This is a genomic window from Mycolicibacterium parafortuitum, assembly GCF_010725485.1.
Classification (GTDB): domain Bacteria; phylum Actinomycetota; class Actinomycetes; order Mycobacteriales; family Mycobacteriaceae; genus Mycobacterium.
Genome location: NZ_AP022598.1, coordinates 1,025,167 through 1,042,518, shown reverse-complemented (window position 1 = coordinate 1,042,518; position 17,352 = coordinate 1,025,167). Strand labels below are relative to the sequence as shown.

16 protein-coding genes are annotated in these 17,352 nt (G+C 68.6%); 9 read left to right on the top strand and 7 right to left on the bottom strand.

Annotated elements, in window-relative coordinates:
• Positions 1 to 69: 69 nt before the first annotated feature.
• Positions 70 to 1,563, bottom strand: a complete 1,494-nt coding sequence (locus tag NTM_RS04855) for a CoA-acylating methylmalonate-semialdehyde dehydrogenase (protein WP_163765617.1) — start codon at positions 1,561 to 1,563, stop codon at positions 70 to 72.
• A 127-nt stretch (positions 1,564 to 1,690) separates the two neighbouring features.
• Between NTM_RS04855 and NTM_RS04850 the strand changes: the two genes are divergently transcribed.
• Positions 1,691 to 3,277, top strand: coding sequence for a PucR family transcriptional regulator (locus NTM_RS04850; RefSeq protein ID WP_163765616.1), 1,587 nt, complete (start codon positions 1,691 to 1,693; stop codon positions 3,275 to 3,277).
• 9 nt (positions 3,278 to 3,286) lie between these two features.
• Positions 3,287 to 3,808, top strand: coding sequence for a bifunctional adenosylcobinamide kinase/adenosylcobinamide-phosphate guanylyltransferase (locus NTM_RS04845; protein WP_163765615.1), 522 nt, complete (start codon positions 3,287 to 3,289; stop codon positions 3,806 to 3,808).
• Here the strand turns inward: NTM_RS04845 and NTM_RS04840 are convergent.
• From NTM_RS04840 to NTM_RS04815, 6 genes are all read right to left on the bottom strand, one after another.
• A complete protein-coding gene (locus NTM_RS04840) occupies positions 3,798 to 4,106 on the bottom strand; it encodes a hypothetical protein (RefSeq protein ID WP_163765614.1) in 309 nt (102 codons plus the stop codon). The genes NTM_RS04845 and NTM_RS04840 overlap by 11 nt on opposite strands.
• Entirely contained in the window at positions 4,103 to 4,747 is a 645-nt protein-coding gene (bluB, locus tag NTM_RS04835; protein ID WP_163765613.1) for a 5,6-dimethylbenzimidazole synthase, read from the bottom strand. Before bluB ends, NTM_RS04840 begins: the two co-directional genes overlap by 4 nt.
• On the bottom strand, positions 4,744 to 5,529 hold the full coding sequence (locus NTM_RS04830) for a cobalt-precorrin-4/precorrin-4 C(11)-methyltransferase (protein ID WP_163765612.1): 786 nt from the start codon (positions 5,527 to 5,529) through the stop codon (positions 4,744 to 4,746). The genes bluB and NTM_RS04830 overlap by 4 nt, the downstream gene beginning before the upstream one ends.
• Before the next feature lie 48 nt (positions 5,530 to 5,577).
• The gene (locus tag NTM_RS04825; protein ID WP_104861593.1) at positions 5,578 to 6,816 is read right to left on the bottom strand and encodes an amidohydrolase family protein; all 1,239 of its coding nucleotides are present in this window, start codon (positions 6,814 to 6,816) and stop codon (positions 5,578 to 5,580) included.
• 53 nt (positions 6,817 to 6,869) lie between these two features.
• Positions 6,870 to 8,294: a WS/DGAT/MGAT family O-acyltransferase gene (locus tag NTM_RS04820; protein WP_104861594.1), complete on the bottom strand. Its 1,425-nt coding sequence runs from the start codon at positions 8,292 to 8,294 to the stop codon at positions 6,870 to 6,872.
• Positions 8,295 to 8,369: 75 nt separating this feature from the next.
• The gene (locus NTM_RS04815; protein ID WP_104861595.1) at positions 8,370 to 9,362 is read right to left on the bottom strand and encodes a LacI family DNA-binding transcriptional regulator; all 993 of its coding nucleotides are present in this window, start codon (positions 9,360 to 9,362) and stop codon (positions 8,370 to 8,372) included.
• A gap of 157 nt (positions 9,363 to 9,519) precedes the next feature.
• Between NTM_RS04815 and NTM_RS04810 the strand changes: the two genes are divergently transcribed.
• From NTM_RS04810 to NTM_RS04780, 7 genes are all read left to right on the top strand, one after another.
• Positions 9,520 to 10,947 carry a sugar porter family MFS transporter gene (locus tag NTM_RS04810; protein ID WP_104862141.1) on the top strand — a complete coding sequence of 476 codons (1,428 nt, stop codon included), beginning with the start codon at positions 9,520 to 9,522 and terminating at the stop codon, positions 10,945 to 10,947.
• Entirely contained in the window at positions 10,944 to 11,861 is a 918-nt protein-coding gene (locus NTM_RS04805; protein ID WP_163765611.1) for a sugar phosphate isomerase/epimerase family protein, read from the top strand. Before NTM_RS04810 ends, NTM_RS04805 begins: the two co-directional genes overlap by 4 nt.
• Before the next feature lie 4 nt (positions 11,862 to 11,865).
• Complete coding sequence (locus NTM_RS04800) at positions 11,866 to 12,897, top strand: Gfo/Idh/MocA family protein (protein ID WP_163765610.1); 1,032 nt, start codon at positions 11,866 to 11,868, stop codon at positions 12,895 to 12,897.
• A gap of 4 nt (positions 12,898 to 12,901) precedes the next feature.
• Complete coding sequence (locus NTM_RS04795) at positions 12,902 to 13,774, top strand: sugar phosphate isomerase/epimerase family protein (RefSeq protein ID WP_104861598.1); 873 nt, start codon at positions 12,902 to 12,904, stop codon at positions 13,772 to 13,774.
• 81 nt (positions 13,775 to 13,855) lie between these two features.
• The gene (locus NTM_RS04790; RefSeq protein ID WP_163765609.1) at positions 13,856 to 14,878 is read left to right on the top strand and encodes a sugar phosphate isomerase/epimerase family protein; all 1,023 of its coding nucleotides are present in this window, start codon (positions 13,856 to 13,858) and stop codon (positions 14,876 to 14,878) included.
• Positions 14,879 to 15,015: 137 nt separating this feature from the next.
• The gene (locus NTM_RS04785) at positions 15,016 to 15,654 is read left to right on the top strand and encodes a TetR/AcrR family transcriptional regulator (protein WP_435405117.1); all 639 of its coding nucleotides are present in this window, start codon (positions 15,016 to 15,018) and stop codon (positions 15,652 to 15,654) included.
• A gap of 78 nt (positions 15,655 to 15,732) precedes the next feature.
• Positions 15,733 to 17,349, top strand: coding sequence for a diflavin oxidoreductase (locus NTM_RS04780; protein WP_163765608.1), 1,617 nt, complete (start codon positions 15,733 to 15,735; stop codon positions 17,347 to 17,349).
• Positions 17,350 to 17,352 lie beyond the last annotated feature (3 nt).

Sequence of the window (17,352 nt, the reverse complement as noted above, 5' to 3'; positions counted from 1 at the left end):
GAGCGTGCGTGAAGTTCGGTCCGCGGGCGGCGTGTCGGCTGCCGACACGCACGCTCGCGGGTGTTGGGGTCAGTTGTTCTCGGGGAAGCCGAGGTTGATGCCGCCGTGGGAGGGATCCAGCCAGCGCTGCGTGATGGCCTTCTGGCGGGTGAAGAACTGCACGCCGTCCATCCCGTGGGCGTGGGAGTCACCGAACAGCGAGGCCTTCCAGCCGCCGAAGCTGTAGTAGGCCATCGGCACCGGGATCGGCACGTTGATGCCGACCATGCCGACCTCGACCTCGTTCTGGAACCGCCGGGCCGCGCCGCCGTCGTTGGTGAAGATCGCGGTGCCGTTGCCGTACGGGTTGCTGTTGATCAGTTCCAGCGCCTGGTCGTAGGTGTCCACCCGGACGACCGACAGGACGGGGCCGAAGATCTCGTCGGTGTAGACGGACATGTCGGGGGTGACGTTGTCGAGCAGGGTGGGGCCCAGCCAGAACCCGTCAGCGGAACCGTCGGCCTGCACGGTGCGTCCGTCGACGACGACCTTGGCTCCGGCAGCCTCGCCGGCGTCGATGTAGGAGGCGACCTTGTCGCGGTGGGCCTTGGTGACCAGGGGCCCCATGTCGGTGTTCTTGGTGCCGTCGCCGATCTTGAGGCCGGTGGTGCGTTCGCGGATCTTGGCGACGAGGTCGTCGGCGATGGGTCCGACGGCGACACACGCGCTGATGGCCATGCAGCGCTCGCCGGCGCTACCGAAGCCGGCGTTGACCATCGCGTCGGCGGCCAGATCGAGGTCGGCGTCGGGCAGGATCACGGCGTGGTTCTTGGCGCCACCGAGGGCCTGGACCCGCTTGCCCGCGGCGGTGCCGGTGGAGTACACGTACTGCGCGATCGGGGTGGACCCGACGAAGCTGACGCTCTTGATCTTGGGGTTGGTGAGCAGCTCGTCGACGGCGGTCTTGTCGCCCTGGAGCACGTTGAACACGCCCTCGGGCAGGCCGGCTTCCTTCCACAGATCGGCCAGCCACAGCGACGCCGACGGGTCCTTCTCCGAGGGCTTCAGCACGACGGTGTTGCCCGCGGCGATGGCGACCGGGAAGAACCACATCGGGACCATCGCGGGGAAGTTGAACGGCGAGATGATCGCGACCGGGCCCAGCGGCTGGCGTACCGAGTAGACGTCGATTTTGGTCGACGCATTCTCGGTGAAGCCGCCCTTGAGCAGATGCGGGATGCCGCAGGCGAACTCGACGACCTCCTGGCCGCGGGCGACCTCGCCGAGGGCGTCGGAGACGACCTTGCCGTGTTCGGAGGTGATGATCTCGGCCAGCTCGCCCTTGCGCTCGTTGAGCAGTTCGCGGAAGCGGAACAGGATCTGGGTGCGCTTGGCCAGCGAGGTGTCCCGCCAGGCCGGGAACGCCGCGGCGGCGGCGTCGATGACGGCCTGGGCATCGGCGACCGAGGCCAGCGCGACCTGTCCGGTCACCACCCCGGTCGCGGGGTTGGTCACAGGCGCCGACGCGCCGCTGGTGCCCGCGAACACCTCGTTGTTCACCCAATGCGAGATCGTCTTGGCCATGGAGATGGCGCCCTTCCGTCGTGGTCTTCGGCGTGCCTGGTGGGACATCTCCGATTCTGAGGTGTCGGCGCGCCCGCCGGGGATGACAAAATGTATCGATCTTGCCGGTCGGGTTTACACTCTGTAAATGCCGTTGACGCTGGCCGAGGTGGTCGCGCTGCCCGTCGTGCAGCGCGGTCGGCCCGACGTGCTCAGCGCGCGGCGGTTCCACGACACGATCCGCTGGGTGCACGTCAGCGACCTCGCGGATCTGTCCACCCTGCTGCAGGGCGGCGAGCTGGTGCTGACCACCGGGGCGGCACTGGCCGGCTCGGCACGAGAGTATCTGCGCGGTCTGGCCGACGCCGGTGCGCTCGGCGTCGTCGTCGAGGTCGGGACGGTCGTCCCGGAGCTCCCGCCGGATGTCGGCGCCATCGCCGAACACCTCGACCTCGCGCTGGTCGTATTGCACCGGACGGTCCGCTTCGTCGAGGTCACCGAGGCCGTGCATCGGATGATCGTTGCCGAGCAGTACGAGACCGTGGAGTTCGACCGCCGCGTCCACGAGACGTTCACCGACCTGAGCATGAAGCGCGCGTCACTGAACGGCATCGTCGACGCCGCGGCCCGACTCCTCGGGGAACACGTTGTGCTGGAAGATCTTTCCCATCAAGCCCTGATCGCGTCGACGGGCATCCCCGCCGACCTGCTGTCCGACTGGGAACGCCGTTCGCGCCGCAGCCCGGGTGATGCCGCGAATTCCGAGCCGTGGTCGGCGACCGACGTCGGCCCCCGATTCCAGCAGTGGGGACGGCTGGTGGTGCCGTACGCGCCCGCCGACGCGCAACGTGCCACCACCGTCCTCGAGCGTGCCGCGGCGGCGCTCGCCATGCACCGGATGGTCGAGCAGAACCGGACCGGGCTGCAGCACCAGGCCCAGAGCGGACTGATCGACGACGTGCTGCGCGGCCGTATCGTCGACGACCGCGACGCCGCGGCCCGTGCCCAGGCGCTCGGATTGCGTGGCAGCGCGCACTACCTGCCCGTCGTGGTGCGCGTCGCGCGCCCCCCGGAGGTCGCCGATCCGGTCGCGGGACACCGCCGCAACATGGCCGTCCTCGACGCCGTCGCGCACACGGTCAACGCGTCGGGCCACAGCGGGCTGTTCTCGCTGCGCGGCGACGGGGAGGTGGGGGCCGTTCTGTCGCTGAAGGATTCACGATCGCGGGGGCTCGACCAGGTCCTCGGTGCACTCGCCCGACGCATCGACGCCGAGGTCCGCCGCGTCGACGGGTCCGAGCGAGCTGTCGTCGCGGTCGGGCCGGCGGCCGCACAGGTCACCGACGCGATCGCAGGCCTCGGTGAGGCCACCGGCATCGCCGAGGTCGCGCTGTCGCTGAAGGGCGACGCCCGGGAGTTCTACCGGGCCTCCGACATCCGGCTGCGCGGCCTGCTCTCGCTGCTGCGCGACGACGGCCGGGTCCAGCGGTTCGCCGAGACCGAGCTGAAAGCCCTGCTGGCCCAAGATGTGCAGGGCACCGGCGACCTGGCGGTGCTGCGCGAGTACCTGCGCCTGGCCGGCAACAAGGCCGCCGTCGCACAGCGGCTGCACATGAGCAGGCCCGCGCTGTACAAGCGGCTCGACGCGATCCGGGACGCGCTCGGCGTCGATCTCGACGACGGGGAATCCATGACGTCACTGCACGTGGCGATCATGGTGCTCGACGGTTCCTAGGATGACCGGGTGAGGATTCTCGTCACCGGCGGTGTCCGGTCCGGCAAGTCTCGGCATGCCGAGTCTCTGTTGGACGCCGCCGGTCAGGTCACCTACATCGCCCCGGGCCGACCGGCCGACGGCAGCGATCCGGACTGGGACGACAGGGTGTCGCGGCACAGGGCGCGCCGCCCGCGGCACTGGCGCACGGTCGAGACGGCCGACCTCGCGGCCGCCGTGCGCGACGCCGGTGGTCCGGTGCTGGTCGACTGCCTCGGCACGTGGCTGACGGCGGTCCTCGACGACGGTCTGTGGGATGCCGGTTCCGCGCAGGCGGGCCGTGCGGTCGACGCGCGGCTGGACCCGCTGTGCGACGCGCTGGCCACCGCCCCCGACGCCGTGGTCGTCACGAACGAGGTGGGCTTGGGGGTGGTGCCGTCGCACCGGTCCGGGGTGTTGTTCCGCGACCTGCTCGGCACGGTCAATCAGCGGGTCGCGGCGGTATGCGACGAGGTGCACCTGGTGATCGCGGGTCGCGTGCTCACGCTCTGAATCCGGCGGGGACGGGCACCTCGGTCTCCCACCGTGTGCGCCGCTGCGCGTCGGTCTGTTCCCACCACGGCGGCGAGCCCCGTTCGCCCAGCGCGACCTTCGCCGCCTGCACGCCGGCGCGCGATGTCGTCTCGCCGTCGGTGCCCCGGGTGCGCCGCACCTCCCGCCGCCACGCCATCAGGATCCGGGTCAACTCGGCTCGACGGTCCTCGGGAATCAACGGATCCGTTGCCCGCCAACGCCTCCCGTCGATCACGACGAAGTGTCCGTCGTCGGTCCGCTGGGGTTCGCCCGTCATGGCGCGTCGTCGCGGTAGCGCTCCTCGTGCAGCACCGCGGACAGTGACGTGCGGGCACGCCAGCCGAACCGTTCGAGGTCGGGAATCTCGGGCAGGTCGCCGACGTGTCCGACGCACAACCACGCGACCGGGCGCACGTGGGCGGGCATACCCACCAGCGAGCGCAGGAAATCTTCTTGGTAGAACGACACCCAGCCGACTCCGAGGCCTTCGGCGGTTGCGGCCAGCCACAGGTTCTGGATCGCACAGACCACCGAGTACAGCCCGGCGTCGGGAATGGTGTGCCGGCCCAGCACCTGCGGTCCGCCACGGGACGGGTGGTACCCGACCACGACGCCGAGACCGGATTCGCAGATGCCCTCGATCTTGATGCGGGAGAACGTCTCCGCCCGCTCGCCGGCCAGGCTGTCGGCGAAAGCCTCGCGTTCGGCCGCCACGTGGTCGCGGAACGCCCGCAGGGTCTGGGGGGATCGCACCAGGATGAAATCCCACGGCTGCGACATGCCGACCGACGGCGCGGCGTGCGCCGCGAGCAGGATCCGATGCAGCACTTCGCGCTCCACGACCGCCCCGGTGAATTCGCGGCGGGTGTCGCGGCGCCGGTTGATGACGTCGTAAAGTGCTGCGGCGCAATCTGTCACAGCAGGTCCTGCCGCTTGAGTCCGCGGTTTCGCGCCGGATCGTAGAGGTAACTCTCGCCCGCGGCCGGATCGGGCCGGCCGGCCAGGGCGCGGCCGACCAGGATCACCGCGGCCTGCCGAAGCTCGGCGGCCTCCACCGCGTCGGCGATGTCGGCGACGGTGCCGCGCAGCACGAGTTCGCGCGGCTGCGAGGCCCGGTACACCACGACGACCGGGCATTCGGCCCCATAGTGCGGTTCGAGTTCGGCCATCAGCTCCCGGGTTCGGGTGATCGCCAGGTGCAGCACCAGCGTGGCGCGGGTGGCCGCGAACGCCGCCAGCGACTCGGTCTCCGGCATCGCCGTCGACCGCCGCTGGGTGCGGGTCAGCACCACGGATTGCGCGACCAGTGGCACCGTCAGTTCACGCCCGACCCGGGCGGCGGCCGCCGCGTACGCGGGCACACCCGGCGTCACCTCCCATGGCACCGCCGCGGCGTCGAGTCGGCGGGTCTGCTCGGACACCGCCGAGTACACCGACGGGTCGCCCGACACCAGCCGCACCACCCGGCGCCCCGCGCGGTGGCCGTCGACCAGGTGTCCGACGATCGCGTCGAGGTCGAGGTCCTCGGTGTCGACCAGTTCAGCCGACGGTGAGCAGTTGGCCGGCACGCCGGGGTCGAGGTACGTGCCCGGGTACAGCACGAGGTCGGCGGCCGCCAGCAGCCGCGTCGCGCGCACGGTCAGCAGATCCGCGGCGCCGGGTCCCGCGCCGACGAACTGCACCGCACGGTCGTCGTTCATCGCCCCGGAGTCTAGGCGGGCCCGTACGTGCCAGGGCGACTGTGGGCCTCAGGCAGTGGTCAGCGCGGGCGGGTGTGTCGCCGCCGGATCGGGGTTGGCGATCGGCAGCCCCATGAACCGGCGCGCGTTGTCACCCATGAAGTCGTAGGTGCGGCGCACATCCATGCCCTCGGCGTACTTCCAGAAGCCCTTCGGCTCGGCAAGCCCCTCGGGATGCGGATAGTCCGAGCCGAACATCACCTTGTCCCAGCCGACGGTGTTGACCACATCGGACACACAGCCCTCCCAGAACGGGCTGACCCAGATGTTGCGGCGGAAGACCTCCAACGGATGCTCACCGAAGTTCTGCGGCATCTTCTTCGCGAGCTCCTCGAAGTCGTTGAACAGCGGGAAGATCCACGAGCTGCCGTTCTCCACGCTGGCGATCCGCAACTTCGGGAACCGGGTCAGGGTGCCGTGGCAGATCAGGCTGGTGATCATGTCGGCGATCTCGCGGTGCCCCAGCACCATCCACCGGAACGCGCTCTGAGCCATGAAGTTCTGGGTGTGCGGCGGCTCCCACCTGCCGACGTACTCGTCGAGCGGGGGATAGCTGGCGTGCAGCACGATCGGCAGCCCCGCGGCCTCGACGTCCCGCCAGAACGGGTCGAACTCCGGCAGCGCGGGGGAGCGCCAGCCGCGCAGCCCGTTGACCGGGCCCGGCTTGATCAACGCCACCTTCGCGCCGTGGTCGAGCACGTACTCGAGTTCGCGCTGCGCGCCGTCCACCTCGGACAGGTTGATGATCGGGGTGGAGAACACCCGGCCCTGGTAGTCGAACGTCCAGTGCTCGGCCATCCACTGGTTCAGCGCGTGGATCACGGCCAGCGTCAGCTCGGGATCGTCGGCGGTCGCGTGTTCGATCAGGCTCGCCAGCGTCGGGTAGTTCAGCGCCTCGCGCACGCCCTGGCGGTCGAGTTCGGCGACTCGGTCGGCCGGGTTGCGGGTGGCCTGCGGCGCCTCGATCGCCGGGCCCTGCATCTCGCGCAGCGTCAGGCCCTCGGTGTTCTCGCCTGCGAAGAACTTCTCGTGTGCCCCCGGCGCGGCGACCCGCTCGAACGTCGGGTTCGGGATGAAGTCGGACACCCGGTTGTTGATCACGATGCGGGTGTGACGCCCGAACTGGCCGTACTGCACCGCCCGCGAGAAGCGCTCCGGCAGGAACTTGGTCAGCGCGTCCGGCGTCTCGTACATGTGCTGGTCGGCGTCGAAGATCGGCGCGTCCCGGAACTGCTCGGCGTGGGTCATCAGGCTACCTCCCGGTGTCCTGAAGGATCTTACTGTAAAGCCGACGGTAGGCGTTACGCGCGGCCGCGCTTGCGGGGTTTCGGCCGGTCCGGATCGACCACCAGGCCGGCGGCGACTTCGAGATCGCGCAGTGCGGGCTCGATCTGATCGGCCAGGTCGACGATGTCGGCGGCGATCTCAGGGGTGGTGATGAATCCGAAATCTACTGCGCCGCAGTAGCTGAAGCAGGTGATGTTCAGTGCGACGTCGAAGAGCAGGGGGCCGATGGGCATCAGATGTTCGACTCGCGCCCCGCCGAGGTACAGCGGGAACTCGGGGCCGGGCACGTTGCTGATCACGACGTTCATCGGGGCGACGTTGCTGCCGATGCCGCTGGCGGCGTAGGCGCGCGACGCGAGAGCCAGCAGCCCCGGTGGCGTGGTCTCGGTGTAACCCATGATCTGGTGCGCGGAAAGAGCTCTCGTCATCTCCTTGGCGCCCTGGGTGTAGGCGTAGATGGTCTTGATCCGTTCGGCCGGGTCGGCCACGTCGGTCGCGAGGACCACGGTCATCGCGGTGACCTGGTTGCCGACCGCGTCGTCGGCCTCGGTGCGGGTGGACACCGGCACCTGCGAGACGAGGGACTTGGCGGGCAGTTCGCCGCGCTCCTTGAGATAGGCGCGGAGCGCGCCGGAGACCAGCGCCAGCACGACATCGTTGAGTTTGACGTCGAACGCCCGCTTCACCGCCTTCACCCGGTCCAGGGACACGCTCGAGCCGGCGACCGCGCGATGCGGTGAGATCGGGCCGTTGAAGCGGACTTTCGGGGCGTCGAAGTATCGCGGCGGCTTGTTGTCGATGTTGCGCACGGCGATCTGCTGGCGCACGGTCTGCTCGAGCAGCCGGGTGATGCGGTACGGCGTCTTGAACCACACGTTGATCAGCCCGTCGACCGCGCGACGCTCGCGCGACGGTGGCTTCACCCCGACCAGCGACCGGCTCGCGTCGACGGCAGGCGGCCGCGGTTCCGGGGTGACGTCGAGCAGGATCTCGCTGATTCCGGCGCCGGACACCCCGTCGACGACCGCGTGGTGCATCTTCGTCACGACGGCCACCCGGCCCCCGGCCAGGCCCTCGATGAACCACAGTTCCCACAGCGGTTTGGACCGGTCCAGTTTGTAGGACATCAGCCGCCCGACGAGTTCGTCGAGTTCCTTGCGGCCGCCCGGCGACGGGACCGCGATGCGCCGGATGTGGAAATCGACGTCGATGTCCGCGTCCTCGACGAAGTACGGGCGGTCGAGTCCCAGTCGTGCGCCCTCGACGCGCCACCGCAGTTGTGGCAACTCCGGCAGCCTGCTGATGATCAGCTCGCGGACCCGGTCGAAGCTGAAATCCGGCGCGTCGGACGGGTCGCAGAGCGCGATCGCGCCGATGTGCATGTGCCATTTGAGATTCTCAGCGAACCAAAAGGCAGCGTCGACGCTGGACAGGCGCATCTGCAAAAGATACGGCTGCGCGGTACCGGACGCGGGGATTTGGTGCGATTCGCCGCGCCCCCGAGGTCCGCGCGCTCAGTCCCGCGGCGGCGCGGTCGTCCCGCGCACCACCAGGGTCGGCTCCAGCACCACATCGGCCGCCCGCGACGGGCCGTCGACGAGCATGTGCACCGCCAGATCCACCGCGTGCCGTGCGATCTCACGGGCGTCCTGGTGGATCGTCGTCAGGTCGATGCGCGGGTTCTCCGAGAGCCTGCTGTCGTCGTACCCCATCAACGAGACCTGACCCGGAACGTCGACGCCTGCGCGGGTGAACACGTCGAGCACGCCCAGCGCACAGCGGTCGTTACCGGCCAGCACCGCGGTGGGCAGTTCGGACTCGGCGAGCATCGTGCGTGCGGCGGCCGCGCCGGCCTCCTCGTTGTGCGCGCCCGGGATCACCACGATCTCGTCGCCGAGGCCGTGTGCCCGCATCGCGGAGCGGTAGGCCCGCAACCGGTCGGCCGAGCCGGGGTCGGTGCCGCCGTCGACGTGGTGGATGCGTCGGTGGCCGAGCCCGACGAGGTAGTCGATGGCCTGCCGAATCCCTTTGGTGTCGTTGGTTCTCACCGTCGCCAGCGGGCATTCGGTGTTGACGCCGGCCAGCCGGCGGCCCGCCACCACGACCGGCACCCGGTCGGCGAGCTGCCTGAGGTATGCGGCGTCGGAGGTGGGCCCGAGCAGCACGAGCGCGCCGCACCGATGGCTGAGCAGCGACTCGACGACCGTCGGCTCGGTCCGGTCGGGAAGGTTGGCCGACAGCAGCACCTCGTAGCCGAGATGCTCGGCGGCCGGGTAGAGGTGCGTGACCAGTTCGGCCTGGAACAGCTGGCGGACGTCGAGCATCACGCCGAGCGTGCGGCTGCGGCCCTGGGCGAGCAGGCGCGCCGCCGCGTCCGGGCGGTAGCCGATCTCGTCGGCGATGGCGAGCACCCGCTGCCGGGTCTCGTCGCTGGCCCCCGGCTTGCCGTCGAGGATGAACGACACCAGGGTGCGTGACACTCCGGCGCGCTCTGCGACGTCGGCCATGGTGGGCCGCCGTACCGCGCCGTCGGGTCGACGTTTCCGGGGTGCGCTCACGGGTTGTCCGTTCGGTCGGAGTGACGGTTGACACATTCACGGGCCGGGTTCATAGTAGACCTCACGCGCGTTACTAACGCGCGTTAGTCCCAGAAACGAGGTGCTCGTGTCCGCACACCCTTCGCCCGGCAGTTCGGGCAAGTTCCTGACGAAGCTCACCGTGATCGCCACCCTCGGCGGACTGCTGTTCGGCTACGACACCGGAGTGATCTCGGGGGCGCTGCTGTACATGAAGGACGACCTGGCGCTGTCGGCGTTCGGCGAGGCCACGGTGGTCAGCGCGCTGCTGTTCCCCGGGGCGGCCTTCGGCGCCCTGTTCGGCGGCCGGGTCGCCGACCGCATCGGCCGCAAGAATGCCCTGCTGGTCTGCGCGGGGTTGTTCCTCGTCGGCGCACTCGGGTGTGCGCTCGCCCCGAACGTACAGATCATGGTCGCCGCCCGCATCATCCTCGGTCTCGGTGTCGGGGCCGCCGCGGTGACCTGCCCGCTCTACCTCGCCGAGATGGCCCCCGCCGAGCGCCGCGGCCGGATGGTCACGATCAACGAGCTGATGATCGTCACCGGCCAGATGCTCGCGTTCGCGACCAACGCCCTGCTCGACCATCTCATCCAGGACCCGCACGTGTGGCGGACCATGCTCGCCGTCGCGTCGATCCCCGCGGTCGCGCTGTTCCTCGGGATGCTGGCACTTCCGGATTCCCCGCGCTGGTACGCGCTGAAGGGCCGGTTGCAGGAGGCACGGAACGTGTTGGCGCTCAGCCGGACTCCGGACGACGCCGAGGCTGAGTACACGATCGTCGTCGAGCACACCAGTCACATGCTCAAGACCCCCACGCTCAAGACCGCGAGCACCCCGTTCACGGTGATCCGCGACGTGCCGTGGATCCGCCGCGTGGTGCTGATCGGTTGCGGGCTGGCGATCGTCCAGCAGGCCACCGGTATCAACACCGTGAACTATTACGCGCCGACGATCCTGGAGCAGAGCGGCCTTGGCGTCAGCGCCGCACTTGTCGCGACGATCGCGGTCGGCGTCACCTCGGTGATCACCACGATCATCGGCATCATCCTGCTCGGCTTCATCGGCAGGCGCACCATGCTGCTGATCGGCTTCGCCGGCGTCGCCGCCTCCCAGGCCCTCCTCGCGGCGGCATTCCTGTTGCCGGAGAACACCACCCGAAGCTACGTGATCCTCGCGTGCATGGTGCTGTTCGTCGGGTTCGTGCAGATGTTCATCGGCACCTGCGTATGGCTGTTGCTGTCGGAGATCTTCCCGCTGTCGGTGCGCGGCTTCGCCATGGGCATCGCGGTGTTCGTGCTCTGGTGCACCAACGCGGTCATCTCATTCCTGTTCCCGCTGCTGAACAACGCCCTCGGCTCCACAGGCACGTTCGCACTGTTCGTCGTCGTGAACATCGCGTCGTTCGTGTTCGTGCATCGCGTCGTCCCCGAGACCAAGGGCGCCTCCCTCGAACAACTCGAAGAGCGCCTGGAAGCCATCGGCACTCCCAACTCCCTGGAAAGGACCGCAGTATGAGCACAATTCACGTGGGATCGGCGCCGGATTCGTGGGGCGTGTGGTTTCCCGACGATCCGCAGCAGACGCCGTACACACGGTTCCTCGACGAGGTGGCCGCGGCCGGGTACACGTGGATCGAGCTGGGCCCGTACGGGTATCTGCCGACCGACCCGGCGCAGCTGGCCGACGAACTGGGTTCGCGCGGGCTGAGGCTGTCGGCGGGCACGGTGTTCGAGCATCTGCACCGGGACGGGGTGCCCGCGGCCGAGAACTGGAACTCGGTGTGGAAGCAGATCGAAGACGTCGCGAAGCTGACGGCCGCGGTCGGCGGCGAACACGTGGTGGTGATCCCCGAGATGTGGCGGGATCCGGCCACCGGCGAGGTGCTCGAAGAGCGCACCCTGACCGTCGATCAGTGGGCCCGCAAGACCGGTGGCATGAACGACCTCGGCAAGGCGATGTTCGAAACCTACGGGGTGCGTGCGCAATATCATCCGCACGCCGACTCGCATGTCGACACCGAAGACAACGTCTACCGGTTCCTCGACGGCACCGACGGCCGGTTCGTGAATCTGTGCCTGGACACCGGGCACATCTCCTATTGCGGCGGGGACAATCTCGCGATCATCCGCCGCGCCCCGGAACGCATCGGGTATCTGCATCTCAAACAGGTCGACCCGGTGGTGCGTGCCAAGGTCGACGCCGAGGATCTGCCCTTCGGGGAGGCGGTGCGCCTGGGCGCGATGACCGAACCGCCGCTGGGAATCCCGGAGATGCCGCCGCTACTGGCCGAGATCGAATCCCTCGGGATCGACGTGTTCGCGATCGTCGAGCAGGACATGTACCCGTGCGACCCCGACACCCCGTTGCCCATCGCCACCCGCACCCGAAACTACCTCGGCTCCTGCGGCATCCCGTCTGTGAGGTTCTGACACCATGAACGATCTCCGCATCGCCGTGCTCGGCGTCGGCCTGATGGGCGCCGACCACGTCGCCCGTATCACCTCCCGGATCTCCGGCGCCCGCGTCAGCGTGGTGAACGACTACGTCACTGAGAAGGCCGAACAGCTCGCCGCCACCATCCCCGGCTGCCGGGCCATCACCGATCCGCTCGACGCGATCGCCGACCCCGACGTCGACGCCGTCCTGCTCGCGACTCCCGGCCCGGCACACGAGAAGCAACTGCTGGCATGTCTCGAACACCGTAAGCCCGTGCTGTGCGAGAAGCCGTTGACCACCGACGTCGAGACCTCGCTGGAGGTGGTGCGACGCGAGGCCGAACTCGGAATCCGGCTGATCCAGGTCGGTTTCATGCGCCGCTTCGACGACGAATACGCCGCGCTGAAGGCGCTCGTCGACGGCGGCGAGCTCGGCAACCCACTGGTGCTGCACTGCGTGCACCGCAACCCGGCCGTGCCCGAGCACTTCGATTCGGTGATGACAGTGCGGGATTCGCTCGTCCACGAGGTCGACGTGACCCGGTTCCTGTTCGGCGAGGAGATCACCTCCGTCCAGGTCGTCACACCCACGCCGAATTCCCCGGCCCGCCACGGACTGTCCGACCCGCAGATCGCGATCATGCGTACCGCCGGAGGCCGCCACGTCGACGTCGAACTGTTCGTCACCACGGGCGTCGCATACGAGGTGCGCACCGAGCTCGTCGCCGAGAAGGGCAGCGCGATGATCGGTCTCGACGTCGGTCTGGTCCGCAAGAGCGCCCCCGGCAGCTGGGGCGGAACCATCACACCGAGCTTCAAGGAGCGGTTCGGTCGCGCCTACGACACCGAGATCCAGCGCTGGATCGACGCGGTACGCGCGGGCGGCGAAACCGGCGACTACACCGATGGCCCCACCGCATGGGACGGCTACGCCGCCACCGCGGTATGCGAAGCGGGGGTGCAGGCCCTGCGCTCCGGACAACCCACCGCGGTGACGATGGTCGACCGCACCTCGATCCCGGGAGCCTGACGACATGCTGATCGCCCTCGACCCCACGCCGTTCCATCACGACTACTCACTGCTCGAATTACCCTCTGTGGTCGCCGATCTCGGCTACGAGTACCTGCAGCTGACGCCGCACCGCGACTTCATCCCGTTCTACAACCACCCGCGTGCCGACGACGACCTGGTGGCGAAGTTCCGCAAGGCCTGCGACGACGCCGGGGTCGGCATCGCGTCCGTACTGCCGGTGCTGCGCTGGTCGGGTCCCGACGAGGACGCCCGCGAGGCCGCGGTGCGCAACTGGAAACGCGTCGTCCAGATCACCGTCGACCTCGGCGTGAACGTCATCAACACCGAGTTCTCCGGCCGACCCGAACGTGCCGAGGAATCCGAGCGGGCGTTCTTCCGGTCGATGGAAGAGCTGGTGCCGATCTTCGAACGCGAGGGTATCGACGTCCGGATCGACCCGCACCCCGACGATTTCGTCGAGGACGGACTCGAAGCGGTGCGCATCATCCGCGGCGTGAACTCACCGAACATCGGCATGGTGTTCGTCGCCTGCCATGCCTTCCACATGGGCTCGAACATGGCCGAGATCATGGCCGCCGCCGGCGACAAGCTGCGTCTGGTGCACGTCGCCGACACGATGGACCACCACCGCTCCCACGGGCTGCGCTACATCACCAACCCGCCGGGTAACCCGGTCCGGGTGCACCAGCACCTCAAGATCGGCGACGGTGACATCGACTGGGACGAATTCTTCGGCGGGCTCGCGAAGCTCGATTTCTATGACCGCGACGACACCGTGATGGTGTCGAGCGTGTTCGCCGAGGACGAGCAGGCCCACGACGTGTCGCGCTATCAGCTGGCGACCATGACCGAATACGTCAACAAGTACCGCTGACACACTCGCCGAAATGGTATTCCAGCAGCGAACGTGCGAGTGGACGCCTGCTGGAATGCAGTTTCGGCGCGAGGGAGAACCATGAAACTCGGCCTCTACAACGCGATCCTGCATGACCGGCCGCTGCCCGATGCGATCGCGGTGATCGCCGGACTCGGCCTGACCGGCATCGAGGTCAACACCGGCGGGTTCCTGGCGCCCGTGCACGTGCCGGACATCGACGACATCCTGGTCAGCGATATCGCGCGCGACGACTTCCTGGGCGTCTTCGAGGGCACGGGAGTGTCGATCGCCGGACTGAACTGCAACGGCAACCCGCTGCACCCGGACCCGGAGATCGGGGCCAGGCACGCCGCCGACGTCCACCGCTCGATCCGGCTCGCACAACGGCTCGGCCAGCATCGTGTGGTGACGATGTCCGGGCTGCCCGCGGGCGAACCCGGCGGGGTGCGGCCGAACTGGATCGTCAACGCCTGGAACTCGGCCGCCCTCGACGTGCTCGACCACCAGTGGGGGGTGGCCACCGAGTTCTGGCGCGAAACCGACCGGCTGGCCCGTGATTGTGACGTCAAGGTCGCGCTCGAGCTGCACCCGCAGAACCTCGTCTTCAGCTGCGCGTCGGTGCACGAACTCCTCGAGCGCACCGGGGCGACCCACCTCGGCGTCGAGCTCGACGCGTCACACCTGTTCTGGCAGCAGATGGACCCCGTCGACGTGGTGCGTCACCTCGGCGGACTCGTGCTGCACGCGGCCGCCAAGGATGTCCGCGTCAATCCCGAGTTCGCCGCGCTCAACGGCGTGCTGGACAACAGCTTCCGCCGGCTGTCTCCCGAGGAGCCGCGGACCAATCTCGGTGGCGACGAATGGGCCAACGAGTGGCCGAAGAACTCGGCCTGGGATTTCGTGGCGCTCGGCAAGGGGCATGACACCGCGTACTGGACCGAGTTCCTGCGCGCGCTGCGCGAAGTCGACCCCGACATGATGGTCAACATCGAGCATGAGGACGTCGAACTCGGGCGGATCGAGGGCATCGCGGCCGCGGCCGAGGTGCTGCTTGCAGCCGACGCCGCACTCACCGGGACGCCGCCACCGACGCGTCGATGAACTCGGCGACCAGCGGCTCGGCGCCAGCGCGGTCACCGCGATCGCACGCTCGCCGAAACTTCTTCCGACCGCAAAAGTCCGAGAACATCGGCGCCAGAATGCGATTTCTCCCGTTAGCTATCTGACGCGGCCGTAACATTGTCGGCGTTGACAACCGCCGAAAGCACAACTCCGTCGAGCGTCGTCGCAGCCTCTGTGACGCCGCGATCGCGCTGCTGGCCGAGGACGGTCCCCGCGGCCTGAGCCACCTCAAGGTCGACCGTCGGGCGGAGGTTCCCGACGGGACGACCTCGTTCTACTTCCGCACCAGAACGGCATTGCTGCACGGCGTCGCCGACCAGCTGGTGCGCTATGACGCCGAGGCCTTCGCGGCGGCGTTCAAGGATGCGCCGATCGGGGACGGCGATGTGATCGCCACCCGGCTTGCCAAGCAGATCCTGTCGATTCGCGACGAGCCGCAACTGTCGCGGACCCGCGCCCGGCTGGAACTGTCGCTGCTCGCCCGCGGCGACCCGGTGCTGTCGGAGAACTTCGCGCAGATGGGGGAGAGCTTCCGCGGGATCGTCGAACGCCTCGTCATCGCCGCCCAGCGCGAGCACGGACCGCTGGACCGCACGCTGCTCGACGAGCAGATCTCGGTCGTGCTGAGTTATCTCGGCGGCCGCATCCTGGCCTTCGCCAGCGACTCTGCCGAGCCGCTGACCTCGGACGACATCGTCCGCCAGCTTCGCGCGGTGATCACCGGAGTGGCCGCCCTGCGGCCCACGGGCGAATAGGGAACCCCCACAGACACGGCCCCGGAGATTAAGGTCCCTTCGAACTAAGGGTGTCCTTACTTGAAGGGGTGTGTCTCGGTGCCGGAACAGCGGTCATTGTCGTTGGTGCTCGGTTTCGCCACGGAAACCGGCAATTCCGCGATGGTGGCCAAGAAGTTCGCGCAGGCCGCCGCGAGTGTCGGCATCGAGGTCGAACCGCAGTACCTCAACGACCTCGACATGGAGTCGCTGAAGGCGGCGACGCACTTCGTCGTCGTCACCGCCACCTACGGCGACGGCGAGCTGCCCTACGACGCCGAGGTGTTCTGGGAGGCACTCGACAGCGACGATGCCGAGCGTCTCGAGCACCTGACCTTCGCGGTCTGCGGGCTCGGCGACAGTTTCTATCCGTACTTCAACAACGCGGGCAAGCTCGTCGACGCACGACTCGAACAGTTGGGCGCCACGCGGTTGCTCGACCGGGTGGACTGCGACCTCGACTTCGAGGAACCGTCGGAAGCGTGGACCGCCGAAGTGGTCACCCGGCTGGCTGCGCTGACAACGCCCGCCGGCGATGCCGTGGCCGTCCCGACCGAGATGGCACCTGATTCGCCATGGAACCGCCGCAACCCGTTTCCTGCACGACTGGCCGTGAATCGGGAGTTGACCCCGCCGGGGTCCGGGAAGTCGGTGCGCCACTACGAGATCGACCTCGCCGACAGCGGAATCAGCTATCGGTCCGGCGACTCGCTGGGGATACATCCGGTCAACGACCCCGGCCTCGTCGACGCCGTCCTGGAAAGGCTCGGGGCTGATGCCGATGACGTTGTGCCCCAACATGATCAACCACTCGGCGTGCTGCTGACCGAGCAGCTCGAACTGCGCATTCCCTCGGGTGCGTTACAGACGCTGGTCGCGTCGCGCACCCGCGACGCGCAGGCACGGGCGACCCTGGGCAGCGGTGACTCCGAGACGTTGACCAACTGGCTGTTCGGCCGTGACGTACTGGATCTTCTGGATCTCGCCGACCTCACCGTCGACGAGGTGATTCCGGCGCTTCGGCCCCTGCAGCATCGCGACTACTCGATCGCGTCCAGCCCACTCGTGCACCCCGATCGCATCCACCTGACCGTGGCAACCGTCGAGTACCAGGCCCGCGGCCGCGCGCACCGCGGCGCGGCCTCCGGGTACCTGGCCAGTCGTGCCGCCGGGGTCCGAATTCACCTGGCGCCCAACGACACCTTCCGGCTCCCGGCGCCGGACACACCGATCGTCATGATCGGGCCGGGCACCGGCATCGCGCCGTTCCGGGCCTTCCTGCAGGAACGCCAGGCGGTCGGGGCGACCGGGGCGTCGTGGCTGTTCTACGGCGGCCGCCACCGCGACCGCGACTTCCTGTACCGAGACGACCTCGACGGCTTCGCGAAGGCGGGCGTGCTGACACGGCTGAACTGCGCCTTCTCCCGCGACCTGGGCCCGCAAGGACCCAAAAACTATGTGCAGCACCACATGATGTCCCACGCGGTCGAGTTGTACGCCTGGCTGCAGGACGGCGCCCACGTCTACGTATGCGGCGACGCCGAGCGTATGGCCAAGGACGTGCACCGGACCCTGCACGAGGTGATCCGCACCGCGGGCGGATTCTCCACGGATGCGGCACATGCCTACGTCAACGATCTGATCACCACGCGGCGCTACCTGCGCGACGTGTACTGACCC

Bases quoted from the DNA above. Each gene is read 5' to 3' on its own strand.
- NTM_RS04855 (WP_163765617.1), bottom strand. From the start codon at position 1,563: ATGGCCAAGACGATCTCGCATTGGGTGAACAACGAGGTGTTCGCGGGC.
- NTM_RS04850 (WP_163765616.1), top strand. From the start codon at position 1,691: ATGCCGTTGACGCTGGCCGAGGTGGTCGCGCTGCCCGTCGTGCAGCGC.
- NTM_RS04840 (WP_163765614.1), bottom strand. From the start codon at position 4,106: ATGACGGGCGAACCCCAGCGGACCGACGACGGACACTTCGTCGTGATC.
- NTM_RS04830 (WP_163765612.1), bottom strand. From the start codon at position 5,529: ATGAACGACGACCGTGCGGTGCAGTTCGTCGGCGCGGGACCCGGCGCC.
- NTM_RS04825 (WP_104861593.1), bottom strand. From the start codon at position 6,816: ATGACCCACGCCGAGCAGTTCCGGGACGCGCCGATCTTCGACGCCGAC.
- NTM_RS04820 (WP_104861594.1), bottom strand. From the start codon at position 8,294: ATGCGCCTGTCCAGCGTCGACGCTGCCTTTTGGTTCGCTGAGAATCTC.
- NTM_RS04815 (WP_104861595.1), bottom strand. From the start codon at position 9,362: ATGGCCGACGTCGCAGAGCGCGCCGGAGTGTCACGCACCCTGGTGTCG.
- NTM_RS04805 (WP_163765611.1), top strand. From the start codon at position 10,944: ATGAGCACAATTCACGTGGGATCGGCGCCGGATTCGTGGGGCGTGTGG.
- NTM_RS04800 (WP_163765610.1), top strand. From the start codon at position 11,866: ATGAACGATCTCCGCATCGCCGTGCTCGGCGTCGGCCTGATGGGCGCC.
- NTM_RS04795 (WP_104861598.1), top strand. From the start codon at position 12,902: ATGCTGATCGCCCTCGACCCCACGCCGTTCCATCACGACTACTCACTG.
- NTM_RS04790 (WP_163765609.1), top strand. From the start codon at position 13,856: ATGAAACTCGGCCTCTACAACGCGATCCTGCATGACCGGCCGCTGCCC.